The sequence below is a fragment of the Paraburkholderia bannensis genome (assembly GCF_014200455.1).
Classification (GTDB): Bacteria; Pseudomonadota; Gammaproteobacteria; order Burkholderiales; family Burkholderiaceae; genus Paraburkholderia; species Paraburkholderia bannensis_A.
Window position 1 is genome coordinate 141419 of the sequence record NZ_JACHBW010000002.1, and the last position, 14215, is coordinate 155633.

The 14215-nt window shown below is 62.6% G+C and carries 14 protein-coding genes; all 14 read right to left on the bottom strand.

Translation table 11 applies throughout. The features are described 5' to 3' along the window. Positions 1–9 precede the first annotated feature (9 nt). The gene (locus F4827_RS03630; protein WP_183721696.1) at positions 10–549 is read right to left on the bottom strand and encodes a F0F1 ATP synthase subunit delta; all 540 of its coding nucleotides are present in this window, start codon (positions 547–549) and stop codon (positions 10–12) included. Positions 550–551: 2 nt separating this feature from the next. Further along, positions 552–1022 (bottom strand): F0F1 ATP synthase subunit B, encoded by a 471-nt coding sequence (locus tag F4827_RS03635; RefSeq protein ID WP_183721699.1) that lies wholly within the window; start codon positions 1020–1022, stop codon positions 552–554. Positions 1023–1158: 136 nt separating this feature from the next. Further along, complete coding sequence (atpE, locus tag F4827_RS03640; RefSeq protein WP_027815999.1) at positions 1159–1437, bottom strand: F0F1 ATP synthase subunit C; 279 nt, start codon at positions 1435–1437, stop codon at positions 1159–1161. 74 nt (positions 1438–1511) lie between these two features. Then, the gene (atpB, locus tag F4827_RS03645; RefSeq protein ID WP_183721702.1) at positions 1512–2363 is read right to left on the bottom strand and encodes a F0F1 ATP synthase subunit A; all 852 of its coding nucleotides are present in this window, start codon (positions 2361–2363) and stop codon (positions 1512–1514) included. A gap of 198 nt (positions 2364–2561) precedes the next feature. Next, positions 2562–3164 carry an ATP synthase subunit I gene (locus F4827_RS03650; RefSeq protein WP_409258763.1) on the bottom strand — a complete coding sequence of 201 codons (603 nt, stop codon included), beginning with the start codon at positions 3162–3164 and terminating at the stop codon, positions 2562–2564. A 296-nt stretch (positions 3165–3460) separates the two neighbouring features. Then, on the bottom strand, positions 3461–4588 hold the full coding sequence (locus F4827_RS03655) for an SLC13 family permease (protein WP_183721705.1): 1128 nt from the start codon (positions 4586–4588) through the stop codon (positions 3461–3463). A 50-nt stretch (positions 4589–4638) separates the two neighbouring features. Further along, complete coding sequence (locus F4827_RS03660; protein WP_183721708.1) at positions 4639–5526, bottom strand: ParB/RepB/Spo0J family partition protein; 888 nt, start codon at positions 5524–5526, stop codon at positions 4639–4641. A 19-nt stretch (positions 5527–5545) separates the two neighbouring features. Continuing rightward, a complete protein-coding gene (locus F4827_RS03665) occupies positions 5546–6316 on the bottom strand; it encodes a ParA family protein (RefSeq protein WP_183721712.1) in 771 nt (256 codons plus the stop codon). Positions 6317–6434: 118 nt separating this feature from the next. Then, positions 6435–7133, bottom strand: a complete 699-nt coding sequence (gene rsmG / locus F4827_RS03670) for a 16S rRNA (guanine(527)-N(7))-methyltransferase RsmG (RefSeq protein WP_183721715.1) — start codon at positions 7131–7133, stop codon at positions 6435–6437. Further along, positions 7130–9115 carry a tRNA uridine-5-carboxymethylaminomethyl(34) synthesis enzyme MnmG gene (mnmG, locus tag F4827_RS03675; RefSeq protein WP_183721718.1) on the bottom strand — a complete coding sequence of 662 codons (1986 nt, stop codon included), beginning with the start codon at positions 9113–9115 and terminating at the stop codon, positions 7130–7132. The genes rsmG and mnmG overlap by 4 nt, the downstream gene beginning before the upstream one ends. Positions 9116–9300: 185 nt before the next feature. Continuing rightward, a complete protein-coding gene (locus tag F4827_RS03680; protein ID WP_183721721.1) occupies positions 9301–10050 on the bottom strand; it encodes an ABC transporter ATP-binding protein in 750 nt (249 codons plus the stop codon). Next, positions 10047–11834, bottom strand: coding sequence for an ABC transporter permease subunit (locus F4827_RS03685; protein WP_183721724.1), 1788 nt, complete (start codon positions 11832–11834; stop codon positions 10047–10049). Before F4827_RS03685 ends, F4827_RS03680 begins: the two co-directional genes overlap by 4 nt. Before the next feature lie 4 nt (positions 11835–11838). Further along, positions 11839–12894 (bottom strand): branched-chain amino acid ABC transporter permease, encoded by a 1056-nt coding sequence (locus tag F4827_RS03690; RefSeq protein WP_183721726.1) that lies wholly within the window; start codon positions 12892–12894, stop codon positions 11839–11841. A gap of 150 nt (positions 12895–13044) precedes the next feature. Then, positions 13045–14193 (bottom strand): ABC transporter substrate-binding protein, encoded by a 1149-nt coding sequence (locus F4827_RS03695; protein WP_409258764.1) that lies wholly within the window; start codon positions 14191–14193, stop codon positions 13045–13047. Between the last annotated feature and the right edge of the window lie 22 nt (positions 14194–14215).

Sequence of the window (14215 nt, forward strand, 5' to 3'; positions counted from 1 at the left end):
TCGAGGCGTTCAGGCGGTCAGTGCCGCCTGCATGCTGGCGAGCCGCGCGCGGACCGAGGTATCGAGCACTTCGTCGCCGACCGTGACGCGCACGCCGCCGATGAGCGACTTGTCGATCTCGACGGTCGGCTTCAGCTTGCATTTGAACTTGCGTTCGAGGCTGGCGACGAGTTCGTCCAGTTGCGCGCCTTCGAGCGGGAACGCGCTGACGATCAGCGCGTCAGCTGCACCGGCCTTGGCGTTCTTGAGCGCTTCGAACTGCGTGTGGATTTCCGGCAGCAGTTCCAGGCGGTGATTCGCGACCAGCATCTGCACGAGGTTCTTCGCCTCGGCCGAATCCTTGAGCGGGGACTTCACCGCCGCGAGCAGCAGCTCGACGACCTGGGTAGGGCTGACTTTCGGGCTCGACGCGACCGACAGCACCTCGGGCACGGCCGCAACCTGTGCCAGCTCCGTAACGAGCGTGGACCAGGCGGCGAGGTCGCCAGCTTCGGCCACGCCAAAGAGGGCTTCTGCGTACGGGCGGGCGATGGTTGCAAGTTCGGCCATGATCAGAGCTCGGCTTTCAGTTGATTCAGCAGTTCGGCATGGGCCGACTGATCGACTTCGCGCTTCAGGATCTGCTCAGCGCCTTGCACGGCGAGGGCGGCGACTTCGGCGCGCAGTGCTTCGCGTGCCTTGACCACCTGCTGCTCTGCGTCCGCCTTCGCCGTAGCGATGATCCGGGCCGCTTCGGCTTGTGCCTGGGCCTTGATTTCTTCTGCGACAGCCAGCGCACGCTTCTCAGCGTCGGCGATACGGCTCTGACCCTCGTTACGGGCCGAGGCGAGCTCTTCGCCCACGCGCTTGTGCGCCGCTTCGAGTTCCTGCTTACCCTTTTCAGCAGCCGCGAGGCCGTCAGCGATCTTCTTCGAGCGCTCGTCGAGGGCGTTGATCAACGGCGGCCACACGAACTTCATCGTGAACCACGCGAGGATCAGGAACACGACCATTTGCGCAAACAGGGTTGCGTTGAGATTCACGGTGTTTCCTTAATCAGCTATTCCGGGGAATTGAAACGGCAAGGCGCTCATCGGTTGTGAAACTCGATCAGCGCCCTGTCACCCGTTCCGCTCTGCGCCCATTCCGTTATAGATCAGGCGCAACCTTCCAGGGAACTTAGCCCGCGACCGCGGCGAGCTTCGACAGCAGCGGGTTCGCGAACGCGAACAGCATTGCAACACCAACACCGATCAGGAACGCTGCATCGATCAGACCAGCCAGCAGGAACATCTTCGTCTGCAGCGGGTTCATCAGTTCAGGCTGACGTGCGCAGGCTTCGATGTACTTGCCGCCCATCAGGCCGATACCGATACAGGCGCCGATTGCACCCAGGCCGATGATGATGCCGATACCGATGGCCGTGAAACCCTGGATGTTGGCGATGAAAGCTTGCATGATCACTCCTTTGTGAGATTTTCTGGAACTGGGGATTTAAAACTTAAAACTGCAATTCTGGGTACGACCGCCGCTCAGTGGCTGTCGTGTGCCTGGCCGATGTACACCAGCGTCAGCATCATGAAAATGAACGCCTGCAGCAGAACGATCAGGATGTGGAAGATCGCCCACACGCTGCCCGCAATCACATGGCCGATGAAGCCAAGCACCGTCGTGTCCGCACCGAAGCTCCAGAGACTGCCCAGCAGGGCGATCAGCAGGAACAGCAGTTCGCCTGCATACATGTTGCCGAACAACCGCAGGGCGAGCGAAACCGTCTTGGCGACGAACTCGATGATGTTGAGTGCAAGGTTCGGGATCCAGAGCAGCGGATGCGAACCGAACGGAGCCGACAGCAGTTCGTGCGCGAAGCCGCCAGGACCCTTGATCTTGAGGTTGTAATAGATCATCAGCACGAACACGCCGAGCGCGATGCCGAACGTGCCGTTGAGGTCGGCGGTCGGGACGATGCGCTGGTGCGGCAGTGCTTCGGACAGACCCAGCCAGCCGATCACGCGGCCCGGCAGGTCGACGGGGATGAAGTCGAGGGAGTTCATCAGCGCAACCCAAACGAACACGGTCAGGGCGAGCGGCGCGATGAATTTGCGATTGCCGTGAATGATGGACTTCGACTGGTCTTCGACCAGTTCCACCAGCATCTCGACGGCGCACTGGAAGCGGCCCGGAACACCGGGAGTCGCCGAGCGTGCTGCGAGACGCAACAGGAAGATGGTCACGAGGCCACACAGAATCGACCAGAACAGCGTGTCGAGATTCCAGACGTGGAAATCGACGATCGAGGTCTGATGCGAGGTGGAAAAGTTCTGCAAGTGGTGCGCAATATACTCTGACGGATCCAGAGCGCGCGTGCCTTCGCTAGCTGCCATATCGTTAAAAGCCACCCAAATTGTCGAAAATCGGTTCCGGCCGTTCCCGCGCAATGCTGTATTGCGGGAACGCACCGCTGCGGAACAAGTCTTAGCTCCACATATGTCGCCTACGCGCAGTCCAACCGTGCACCGCTTCGATCGCCTCGACGCCCTCTACGTTGGCTACGTAGCAGGCGGCGCGATGTCGGCAGTGGGTCAGCGCAACGCGAGCGCGATCCAGTATGTCTTCAGTGCGATCAGGTACGTGACGAGCAAGGCAATCCATTGCACGTCGCGGTACCAGAACGCGATGGCGACGAACATCGCTATCGTCGCCCCCATCTTGAATGCTTCACCGAGCACCCAGTTGAACACGGTGGCTGCCCGGCTCAACTGCTTGAGGCGCGCCGCGAACAGCGCACCGGGGATCCAGCAGATCGCTCCGCCCAGGAATGCCGATAGTGCTACGGCGCCCGGCGCGATCACGCCCGGCGGCTTATAAAACAGCCACCAGAGCAGCGTAGCAACCAGGGACAAAACTACTTGCGCCGCCACGACACGAAAAGGTGTGACGCGGGACGGGCGGCTCACCTGTGCGCCGAAGATCTGTTCGGCTTCGGCCCGGGTGAGCGGAACGATGTCGTTGTTATCTTGCTGATCGGCGTCCCACTCTGCGTTGTGGTCGGTTGCCACATGCACAGCGGGCTTTGCTGCATCCGGTTTCACATCCTGCCCCCGGCGGGATGCTTTGTTCATGTCTTGCGGACCTTCGGGCCCACCATGCGCCTGCGGCGCTTCGTCTGGCCTCTGACCCACCATCGTTTGATTCCGGATATTTGCCTTGCACGTGCTTTCTTGCAACGTGCTTACAGCATCGCCAACCAAATAAATCCGGGCGATTGTAAGCGATAGTTGCAGCCAATTCAAGACTTTAGCCCGCTCAATAACACCTGTGGAATGCTACTTCATGATGCGGAAAACACGCCATTACTCCCCGGGTAACGGGAACTGTAAGGCTGTGTGCTGCGCGCATCCTGCACTCAGGAGAGCCAGGCAAAACGGGGCGCGATTTTACCGTGGAACGGCGTTTGTGTCGTCGCCTTGTCGCATTTCCGTCAGAAAAAATACAACAAAGTGGCGCCACCCAATACTGCGATTAACCAGAACGGTATGGAGAGGAGATGAAACGGCAGCCAGACACCGCGCTCGCCTGACAAACGCACGGCAATCAGGTTCGCCAGCGAGCCAATCGCCACGCCAAAGCCCCCCACGCTCACGCCGAATGCGAGCGCGCGCCAGTCCTGTGTGAAGCCTGCGAGCACGATGGCGGCCGGTACATTACTGATGGCCTGGGAGAGAACCGCCCCTGCGGCATAAGCGCGCATGGGCGTCTGCAACGCGAGATCGGCGAGTGCGTGGTGGATCCACGGCAGCGCGGCGGCACTGCGCAAAACAACGAACATCAGAACGAAGATCAACAAAAGCAGCCAGTCGATCTTCAGAACGATGCGCGCGCGCCACAGCAAAAAGCCCCCCGCTACGCCGGCCAGAGCGATGCCGGCGCGATGCGCATCGGCAAGCAGGACGAAGCCGATGAACAACACGGCGGCGACGCCAGCCAGCGCGCGATCGACAGAATGCTCGTCGGCGTCTTTCGTGAGGTCGAGTTGCTGCGGCTTGAACAGGAACGCGGCCAGCACGAACAGCATCGCCATCAGCAGTGCGCACAACGGCGCGAGCGCCGCAACGAAGCGTCCAAACGATGCGCCGCTCAGTTGCCACAGAAACAGGTTCTGCGGATTGCCAAGCGGCGTTAGCACCGAGCCGGCATTCACGGCCAGCGCGATCATGATGATGAGCCGCTTGAGCGGCAGCGGCGTGAGTTTGTGCAGCGAGAGCACCAGCGGCACCACGACGAAAAGCGCGACGTCGTTGGTCACGATCGTCGAGAGCACGGCGGCAAGCGCGATTAGCAGGAACGCGAGCGAGCGTTCCGAGCGGATACGATGGACCAGCCGATGCGCCGTCCACGTGAGGAATCCTGAATATTCCAGCGCCTTGGTCAGGATCAGCAAACCGGCAAGCGTCATCACCGTTTGCCAGTCGACCAGCGCCGGCAGCTTCGACCACGGCTGCGGCGCGAAAATCTGCAGCACTACCAGCGCGACAACGAGAATCGTCAGCACCGGTTCGCCACGCACGAAAGCGCCGACCCGCTGCAGCAGGTTCGGCGTGGCGTTCATGGAGCCGCGTTTCGCGGCATCGGATTCTTGCACTGGCTGCGCGTGGGTCGTCAGACTGCGGTTTCGCCGCGCAGACGCAGCAGGATGCCTTCGAGCGAATCGAGATCGCCGAAATCGACGGTCAACTGCCCTCGTCCGCGGCGACCGACCTTGATCTTGACCGTGGCGGCCAAGAGGTCAGACAACTCTTCTTCGAGACGGCGCGTATCGCGGCCGCCGTCCTGTGCGACCTTCGCCTTCACCGCAGGCACGGCTTTTGTTGTGGCCGCAACGAGTTTTTCCGTTTCACGCACCGATAGGCGACGATTGACCACCTGATGCGCGAGCTGGATCTGCGTGGCGGCATCCACGGCGAGCAGCGCGCGCGCGTGGCCCATATCGAGGTCCCCCGCGAGCAACATTGTCTGCACCGGCATCGCCAGGTTCAGCAGACGCAGCAGGTTCGACACCGCACTGCGCGAACGCCCCACCGACTCCGCTGCCTGTTCGTGCGTGAAATTGAATTCGTCGAGCAGACGCTGGATGCCCTGCGCCTCTTCGAGCGGATTCAAATCTTCGCGCTGAATGTTTTCGATCAGCGCCATCGCGGCGGCGGCCTGGTCCGGCACGTCCTTCACAAGCACCGGCACTTCCGTCAGACCCGCGATATTCGCGGCGCGGAAACGCCGTTCGCCGGCGATGATCTCGTAACGCTCGGGTCCGATCGGACGCACGAGGATGGGCTGCATCAGGCCCTGCGCGCGAATGCTCGCGGCGAGTTCCTGGAGTGCGCCCTCGTCCATGCGCGTACGCGGCTGGTACTTGCCCGCCTGCATCTGCGTGAGCGGAAGCGTGTTGGGGGCGCCTTCGATCTTCACCGCTTCGGTGATGTCCGCGCTGCCGCCGAGCAATGCCTCAAGTCCTCGGCCCAATCCCTTTTTACGTGCTACTGCGTTCATCGTGCTTCCCCAGTCTGAGTCAGATCGCGCGCACGCGCTCGATCATTTCCGCGCCGAACTGCACGTAGGCCTGCGCACCGCGCGATGCGCGATCGAACACCACGCCCGGCAAGCCGTAGCTGGGCGCCTCCGCGAGACGCACATTGCGTGGGATCACTGCGTCGAACACCTTGTCGCCAAAGTGCTCCTTGAGTTGCTCCGACACCTGCTGTTGCAGCGTGATGCGCGGATCGAACATCACGCGCAGCAGGCCGATCACCTTCAGGTCGCGATTCATGTTCGCGTGCACCTGCTTGATCGTGTTGACGAGATCCGACAGACCTTCGAGCGCGAAGTACTCGCACTGCATCGGAATCACGACGCCATGCGCCGCGCACAAGCCGTTAAGCGTGAGCAGAGAAAGTGCGGGCGGGCAGTCGATCAGGACGAAGTCGTACTGATCGTCCACCTCGGCCAGCGCATTCTTCAACCGACGTTCGCGCTGATCGACCGACACCAGCTCCACTTCGGCGCCGGCCAGTTCGCGATTGGCGGGCAGAACGTCGTAACCGACATGCTCCGGACTCGTGCGCGCATCGGGCACCGAGATGCCATCGACGAGCACTTCATAAACGGTGTACTCGCAGGCGGCCTTGTCGATGCCGCTGCCCATCGTGGCATTGCCCTGCGGGTCGAGATCGATGAGAAGGACACGCTGTCCCTGCGATGCGAGGCTCGCGGCTAGATTGACCGTTGTCGTCGTCTTGCCGACGCCGCCCTTCTGGTTCGCAACGCAGAAGATTTTTGCCATCTTGTGTGTGTCCCTTTTACTGCCTTGAAAGTTTGCTTACGTTAGCGCGATCCGACCGGTCGCGCTATTCGGCCTCTCGGCCAATGCTGCTGTGTTGCTGTTTTGGCGTTTGCCGCAATCACGCCTGCGGCAAAGGTTCGACCAGTACTTCGCTGAGGTGACGCTCGGCATCGAGCATCGGCACCACCAGACGAATCGTCTTTACCGCACGCGCGCCCTCCGGCAAGCGTTCGATCTCGCCATCCGGGCGTACGCCCTTCATGGCCCAGATCGCGCCACCGTCGGCGACGAGGTGACGGGCCAGTGTAACGAAATCGGTGAGTTCCGCGAATGCCCGCGAGACGATCAAGTCGAATTTTTTTGGCACTTCCACGCCAGGGCGTAGCGATTCCACCCGCCCCGTCACCACAGCCAGATTCGCAAGTCCCAGTTCGGCCTTGGCCTGCGACTGGAACGCCGACTTCTTCTGCACGATGTCGTTCAGCGTGACATGCCAGTCGGGGCGCGCAATCGCCAGCACGATGCCGGGCAAGCCGCCGCCCGATCCTACGTCCAGCACTGTCGCGTTTTCACGTGAAGGCAGATGGGGCAGGATCGAAAGCGAATCGAGAATGTGCTGGATCATCATCTGGCGCGGATCGCGGATCGCCGTCAGGTTATAGACGGCGTTCCACTTCACCAGCAGCGCAACGTAGTCCAGCAGTTGCTGGTGTTGATGCTCGCTCAAGTCGAGGGAGAGTGCGTCGGCGCCCTCCTTCAGTATCTGGGCGAGCGCGTCGCGGTCAGCGATACCGGGTTGCCGTGAGCGAGCCGTCATTGAGCCACCGGTTTGTTGTCGGCAACAGCCGGATTGGCGGCGGCGTTCGCAGCAGCGTCGGCCGGATTCTGACGACGGCGGCCAAGACCGCGCTTGAGGTGCACCATCAGCAGCGAGATCGCAGCGGGCGTGATGCCCGAGATGCGCGATGCCTGACCAATCGTTTCCGGCCGATGCTGAGTCAGCTTCTGGCAGGCTTCGAACGACAGCCCGCGCACTTCCTTGTAATCGATACCCTCCGGCAGACGCGTATTTTCTTGCGCGCCGTTTCGTTCGATCTCATCGGCCTGACGGTCGATATAGCCCTGATATTTGATGCCGATCTCGATCTGCTCTTTGATCTGTTCGAGCAGAACTTGATCGTCGGCGAGCGGCGCCGCCGGCGCACATGCACCCTCGCGCAGGCCAACCACACCGTCATAGCTCACACCTGGACGGCGCAGCAGGTCCGCAAGATTGTATTCGCGATCGATGGGCTTACCGAGCAATGCCGTCGCCTCTTCCGCACCCAGCGTCTTCGGGTTCACCCACGTCGACTTCAGACGTTCGGTTTCACGTGAAACAGCGTCGCGCTTGCGGCTGAACGCATCCCAGCGCTCGTCGTCCACCACGCCCAGTTCGCGGCCGATTTCCGTCAGACGCATATCGGCATTGTCTTCACGCAGACTCAGACGATACTCGGCGCGGCTCGTGAACATACGGTACGGCTCGGACACGCCACGCGTCACGAGATCGTCGACCAGCACGCCAAGGTAGGCCTGATCGCGGCGCGGGCACCACGCGTCCTTGCCCTGCACTTGCAGGCCGGCGTTGATACCTGCGAGCAGCCCTTGCGCAGCCGCCTCTTCGTAGCCCGTCGTACCGTTGATCTGACCCGCAAAAAACAGACCGTTGATCACCTTGGTTTCCAGCGATGCCTTCAGGCCACGCGGATCGAAGTAGTCGTACTCGATCGCATAGCCGGGACGCAGGATGTGGGCGTGCTCCAGACCGCGCATCGAGTGCACGAGTTCCAGTTGCACGTCGAAGGGCAGGCTTGTCGAGATCCCGTTCGGGTAGAACTCGTTGGTCGTCAGGCCTTCCGGCTCCAGGAAAATCTGGTGCGATTCCTTCGAAGCAAAGCGATGGATCTTGTCTTCGATCGACGGGCAGTAACGCGGCCCTACCCCTTCGATCACGCCGGTGTACATCGGCGAACGATCCAGGCCGCCGCGGATGATGTCGTGCGTACGCTCGTTGGTGTGCGTGACCCAGCACGGAATCTGTTGCGGATGCTGCTCGGCACGACCCAGGAACGAGAAGACCGGCACCGGATCGAGGTCGCCCGGCTGCTCTTCCAGCATCGAAAAATCGATCGTGCGACCGTCGATACGCGGCGGCGTGCCGGTCTTGAGGCGCCCTTGCGGCAGCTTCAGTTCCTTCAGGCGCGCCGACAACGTCACGGCAGCGGGATCGCCAGCGCGGCCACCTGTGTAGTTGTTCAGGCCCACGTGGATCTTGCCGTCGAGGAAGGTCCCCGCCGTCAGCACCACGGCCCGCGCGCGGAAGCGCAGACCAACCTGCGTCACCGCGCCAACAACGCGATCGCCCTCGACCATCAGGTCCTCGACGGCTTGCTGAAACAACCACAGGTTCGGCTGGTTTTCGAGACGGCGACGGATCGCCGCCTTGTACAGAATACGGTCAGCCTGAGCACGCGTGGCGCGCACAGCCGGGCCCTTGGACGAGTTGAGGATACGGAACTGGATACCGCCCTCGTCCGTCGCTGCGGCCATCGCGCCGCCTAGCGCGTCGACTTCCTTGACCAGATGACCTTTGCCAATGCCGCCGATCGACGGATTGCAGCTCATCTGACCGAGCGTTTCGATGTTGTGCGTGAGCAGGAGCGTCTTCACGCCCATACGGGCGGCGGCAAGCGCGGCCTCGGTGCCGGCGTGACCGCCGCCGACGACGATTACGTCAAACTCTGTGGGAAAAAGCATGGCCGGAACCTCACGCACGGACGAATAGACCGCGTGAGCCTTCTCTGAAAAAAGTGGAATGGACGAATTATAACGGTTTCGTGTTTTGGACCGTTCAGGCCCGTTGAAGGTTTAATCGCCTATAAAAGAAAAACGGCGTGTTTCACGTGAAACACGCCGCCGATTTCTACAGAGCCTGACGAGAACTAGACCGGCTTCTTCGCGAGTCCGAGGTAAGTCTCGATCACGCGCGGATTCTGCGCTAGCTCAGCCGCTGCCCCTTCCAGCGCCAGATCGCCCGTCTCAAGCACATAGCCGTAGTCGGAGATCTGCAGCGCCGCGCGCGCATTCTGCTCGATCAAGAGCGTCGCCACGCCTGTCTGCCTTAGCGCGCTAACGATCTGGAAGATCTCTTTCACGATCAGCGGGGCGAGGCCGAGGCTAGGCTCATCCAGCATCAGCAGGTCGGGCTTGCCCATTAATGCGCGACCGACTGCGAGCATCTGCCGCTCGCCGCCGGAGAGCGTCCCTGCTGCCTGGCTGCGCCGCTCCTTCAGCCGAGGGAAAAGCGCGAACACATGATCGAGCTGATCGAGAAAGTTGCGCTCCCCTGCCCGCTTGCGCCGGTAGGCGCCAAGCACGAGATTGTCCTCAACCGTCATCGAGGCAAACAACTCGCGCTTCTCCGGCACAAGGCACATGCCACGCGCGACGCGACGTTCGATCGGCAAGGCACCCACTTCGTCGCCGAGATAAGCGATGCGGCCGCTCGCGTGGCCCGTCACCGGCAGCGCGCCCATGATGGCGTTGAGGAGCGTGGATTTGCCCGCGCCGTTGGGACCGATCACGGAGACGATCTGGCCCGCACCCACCTTGATCGACGCCTTGTGCAGCGCCTCGATCTTGCCGTAGCGCACCGCGAGGCCGGAAACTTCGAGAATGGGCGTCGCCATCATTCCACCCCGCCCAGATAAGCTTCCAGCACCGCCGGGTCTTGTTGCACTTCTTGCGGCAACCCTTCGGCGATGCGCGTGCCGAACTCCATCACCACCAGGCGGTCGGTGAGATTCATCACGAAGTCCATATCGTGTTCGACCAGCAGCACACTCATCCCCTCTTCTCTCAGCTTGCGCAGCAACGCAGCGAGCTGCTGCTTCTCCTGATACCGCAGCCCCGCTGCCGGTTCGTCCAGCAGGAGCAGGGTCGGATCGCAGCAAAGCGCCCGCGCGATTTCCAGAATCCGCTGCTGACCGAGCGCCAGACTGCCCGCTTCCTCATACATATGCTGCTCGAGACCGACGCGCCGAAGCTGCTTTGCCGCCTCGCTCATCAGCCTGCCCTCTTCCGCCGTATTGAGCTTGACGACGCTGCGCAGGACGCCCGAATGGCCACGCAGATGCGCGCCGATCGCCACGTTCTCCAGCACCGTCATGGTCGGCAGCAGCTTGACGTGCTGGAACGTGCGACCGATGCCGCGCGCGACGATTTCACGTGAAGTCAGCTTGTCGATGCGCTCACCCCGGAACGTGATTGCGCCACTGGTCGGCTGCAGCACGCCGGTCACGAGGTTGAAGGTGGTCGATTTGCCCGCACCGTTCGGGCCGATCAGGCCGATGATCTGCCCGGCCTTCACCTCGAAACTCACGTCATTCACGGCTACCAGGCCGCCGAACTGCTTGCGCGCCTTATCGACGCTCAGCAGCAACTCGCCCGCAGCCGGCTTGCTGCGTTGCGGCAAAGGCTCGGCATGCTCGGGCACATGCGCCTGTGGGCCACCCGGGAAGAAACGCGCGACGAACGGCCAGACGCCGCGCCGCGCGTACTGGAGCAGCAGCACCATCAGAATGCCGAAGACGATGATCTCGAAGTTGCCGTTCTCGCCGAGCAGCCTGGGCAGCAAGGTCTGCAGCCAGTCCTGCAAAACGGTGAGGATCGCCGCACCCAGCACCGCACCCCAGACGTGCGCAACGCCGCCCACCACGGCCATGAACAAATACTCGATGCCGTGATTCAAGCCGAACGGCGTCGGGTTCACGGCCCGCTGCAGATGGGCATAGAGGAAGCCCGAGACCGCCGCCAGAACCGCCGCGTAGACGAAGATCACCACGCGCATCCAGGCCGTGTTGACGCCCATCGCCTCGGCCATCAAGCCGCCGCCGCGCAGCGCGCGAATCGCCCGGCCTGTGCGGCTATTGAGCAGGTTCTGCACCGAGATCACCGACGCCAGCACCACCACCCAGATCAGGTAATAGATGTGCCGCCCGGACTCCAGCTCGATGCCCAGCACGTTGAGCACCGGAATGCCGTTGATGCCGTCGTACTTGCCGAGCATGTCCAGATTGCCGAACAGGAAGAACAGCGCGAGACCCCAGGCAATCGTGCCGAGCGGCAGGAAATGGCCGGAAAGCCGCATCGTCACCAGCCCCAGCACGAGCGCGACGAGCGCGGTAATCACCACGCCGACGATCAGCGCGAGCCACGGTGAGACGCCGTACCGGGTCGTCAGATACGCCGTCGCGTATGCGCCCAGACCGACGAAGGCGGCCTGCCCGAAGCTCGTCATCCCGCCGATACCGGTGAGCAGCACGAGGCCAATGGCGACGATCGAATACAGCCCGATGTAGTTGAGCAGCGTGATCCAGTACTCAGGCACGCGCACCGCGCCGGGCAATACCGGCAGCGCAAACATCACCACGAGGAACAGCCAGAAAAAACGGTTATGCAGAACGAGTCGTTTCATCGCCTCACTCCTCTTCCTCTTCGGCGTGCGGCGTGGACAGACTGCGCCACAGCAGCACGGGAATGATCAGCGTGAACACGATCACCTCCTTGTACGAACTCGCCCAGAACGACGAGTACGACTCCAGCAGCCCCACGAGCACCGATCCCGCCGCAGCCAACGGATAGCTCACCAGCCCGCCGATGATCGCGCCCACGAAACCCTTCAGGCCGATCAGGAAACCCGAGTCGTAGTAGATGGTCGTGAGCGGCGCGACCAGCACGCCGCACAGCGCGCCCAGCCCCGCCGCGAGCGTGAACGCCAGCCGTCCGGCCTGCGTCGTGCCGATACCCACGAGACGCGCACCCAGCCGGTTCACCGAGGTCGCGCGCAGCGCCTTGCCGGAAATCGTGCGATCGAAATAGAAGTACAGCGCGGCGATCAGCACCACCGCCGTGCCGATCACCCAGAGGCTCTGCCCCGAGATCGACAAGGCGCCGAAATTGAAGTTGGCATCCGAGAACGCGTTGGTGCGCGAGCCTTCCGCGCCGAACATCACCAGACCCAGGCCCACCATCGCGAAGTGCACCGCCACCGCCACGATCAGCAGCAGCAGCGTGGTGGCCTCGGCGATCGGCTCATAGGCCAGGCGATAAATGAACGGCCCCATCGGCACGACGATGGCCAGCGTCAGCGCGATCTGCGCGAGCATCGGCAGCGGCTGCCCTGCCACGCCACGCGTGAGCGCGTAGAGCGCGATGGGAAACAGCAGATACTTGCCCGCGAGCGTGACGAGCGTGCGCGCCGCATGACGGCGTCGTTCGGCATGACGCACGAGCCCGGCCGTCTCGACGACAAAGCACGCCGCGCCCAGCGCAACGAGCAGCCAGCAGGTGGCGGGAAACTTCTGCGATTGCAGCGCGGCGAGCGTCAAAGCGCCATACGAGACGAATTCGCCCTGCGGAATGAAGATCACGCGCGTGACGGAAAACACCAGCACCAGCGCGAGCGCAAGCAGCGCGTAGATCGCTCCGGTGGTGATGCCGTCCTGCGCGAGGATCGCGGCGATCGATAAATCCATAACCCCTCTTTACTGAGACACGTGAAACCAGCAACGTCAGAACGACGTTGGGAGCGATGCGGGACGACGCAAGAACTTGCGGCAATGCGCGCGGCGCAGCCATTCAGGCCGCGCCGCTCAAGAAACACGAGACAAAAAGCGCAGCGCGGCTTAATCGCCCTGCAGCTTCCACTTGCCGTTGACGACTTCCACGATCACGCGCGCGCGGTCATCCAGGCCGTTGTGGTCGGTCGGCGACGTGTTCATGATGCCGTGCGAGACCGGCAGATCCTTGATGTTTTCGAGCGCGTCGCGCAGTGCCACGCGGAACGCTTCGGTGCCCGGTTGAGCGGTCTTGAGCGCAGCCGGAATCGCGCGCTGAAGCATCTGGCCGGCGTCCCAGGCGTGGCCGCCGAAGGTCGCCACCGTGCCCGCGCCGTAGGCCTTCTCGTAGGCCGCCTTATAGGCGAGCGCGGACTTTTTGACCGGGTTCGAATCGGGCAGTTGATCGGCGACGAGAATCGGGCCGGCGGGCAGCAGTTCGCCCTCGCAGTCCTTGCCGCACACGCGCAGGAAATCGTTATTGGCGACGCCGTGCGTCTGATAGATCTTGCCCTTGTAGCCGCGATCCTTGAGCGTGGTCGCGGGCAGCGCCGAGGGCGTGCCGGAACCGGCGATCAGCACCGCATCCGGGTTCGCCGACATCAGCTTGAGCGCCTGCCCCGTCACCGACGAATCGGTGCGGTTATAGCGCTCGTTCGCGACGATCTTGAGGTTGTGCTTCGCCGCCGCCGCCGTGAACTCGCGCAGCCAGCTGTCGCCATACGCATCCGTGAAGCCGATGAACCCCACGGTCTTCACGCCGTGCTTTTCCATATAGCCCGCGATCGCATCGGCCATCAGGCTATCGTTCTGCGGCGGCTTGAACGCCCATTTGCGCTTGTCGTCCACCGGCTGCACGATGGCCGCCGACGCCGCGAGCGAGATCATCGGCGTCTTGCCCTGCGCGACCACGTCGAGCATCGCGAGCGAGTTCGGCGTCACCGACGACCCGATGATGGCATCGACGTGATCCTCGTCGATCAGCTTGTGGGTGTTCTGCACCGCCTTGCTGGTGTCCGAAGCGTCGTCGAGCACGATGTACTGCACGCTCTTGCCGCCGATCTCCTTGGGCAGCAGCGCGATGGTGTTCTTCTCCGGAATGCCGAGCGAGGCCGCCGGTCCCGTCGCCGACAGCGTCACGCCGATCTTCACCTGCGCGGCCGCCACACCCGCCGTGCTCACCAATGCCGCTGCGAGTCCGGCATGGATCGCCTTCATCGACCACTTCTTCATTGCGAGT

Coding starts and splice junctions, on each gene's coding strand:
- F4827_RS03630 (WP_183721696.1), bottom strand. CDS start 549: ATGGCCGAACTTGCAACCATCGCCCGCCCGTACGCAGAAGCCCTCTTT.
- atpE (WP_027815999.1), bottom strand. CDS start 1,437: ATGCAAGCTTTCATCGCCAACATCCAGGGTTTCACGGCCATCGGTATC.
- atpB (WP_183721702.1), bottom strand. CDS start 2,363: ATGGCAGCTAGCGAAGGCACGCGCGCTCTGGATCCGTCAGAGTATATT.
- F4827_RS03650 (WP_409258763.1), bottom strand. CDS start 3,164: ATGGTGGGTCAGAGGCCAGACGAAGCGCCGCAGGCGCATGGTGGGCCC.
- F4827_RS03655 (WP_183721705.1), bottom strand. CDS start 4,588: ATGAACGCCACGCCGAACCTGCTGCAGCGGGTCGGCGCTTTCGTGCGT.
- F4827_RS03660 (WP_183721708.1), bottom strand. CDS start 5,526: ATGAACGCAGTAGCACGTAAAAAGGGATTGGGCCGAGGACTTGAGGCA.
- F4827_RS03665 (WP_183721712.1), bottom strand. CDS start 6,316: ATGGCAAAAATCTTCTGCGTTGCGAACCAGAAGGGCGGCGTCGGCAAG.
- rsmG (WP_183721715.1), bottom strand. CDS start 7,133: ATGACGGCTCGCTCACGGCAACCCGGTATCGCTGACCGCGACGCGCTC.
- mnmG (WP_183721718.1), bottom strand. CDS start 9,115: ATGCTTTTTCCCACAGAGTTTGACGTAATCGTCGTCGGCGGCGGTCAC.
- F4827_RS03680 (WP_183721721.1), bottom strand. CDS start 10,050: ATGATGGCGACGCCCATTCTCGAAGTTTCCGGCCTCGCGGTGCGCTAC.
- F4827_RS03685 (WP_183721724.1), bottom strand. CDS start 11,834: ATGAAACGACTCGTTCTGCATAACCGTTTTTTCTGGCTGTTCCTCGTG.
- F4827_RS03690 (WP_183721726.1), bottom strand. CDS start 12,894: ATGGATTTATCGATCGCCGCGATCCTCGCGCAGGACGGCATCACCACC.
- F4827_RS03695 (WP_409258764.1), bottom strand. CDS start 14,193: ATGAAGGCGATCCATGCCGGACTCGCAGCGGCATTGGTGAGCACGGCG.